Annotated in this window: 1 protein-coding gene; it reads right to left on the reverse strand. The window is 43.6% G+C overall.

The annotated features are described in order from the left end of the window. On the reverse strand, positions 1–237 hold a 237-nt coding region (locus tag UXI14_RS18125; RefSeq protein WP_335967381.1), incomplete at its 3' end, for a transposase. Positions 238–250 lie beyond the last annotated feature (13 nt).

Here is a 250-nt window from a genome sequence, read left to right on the forward strand (position 1 = left end):
ATGGAAGTAATTGTATTTTACATAGGCAGTAATTCCCTTGTCTTGCATGAGTTCATAGTTTTCTTCACTACCGTAACCTGCATCGGCCACTACTTCCTTGCTCTGTTTGTTGTAGTGCTGCTCAAAACCTGTTAAGTGGGGTTTGAGCGTGGTGGTACCCCCTGGATTTTGGTGGATAGAAAAGTGAGCGATAAACTGTTTTTCAGTACTGATCTGTGCGTTGTAGGCGGGTTTCAACTGACCGTTTTTC

The sequence above is a fragment of the Galbibacter sp. PAP.153 genome (assembly GCF_037029175.1).
Lineage (GTDB): Bacteria > Bacteroidota > Bacteroidia > Flavobacteriales > Flavobacteriaceae > Galbibacter > Galbibacter pacificus.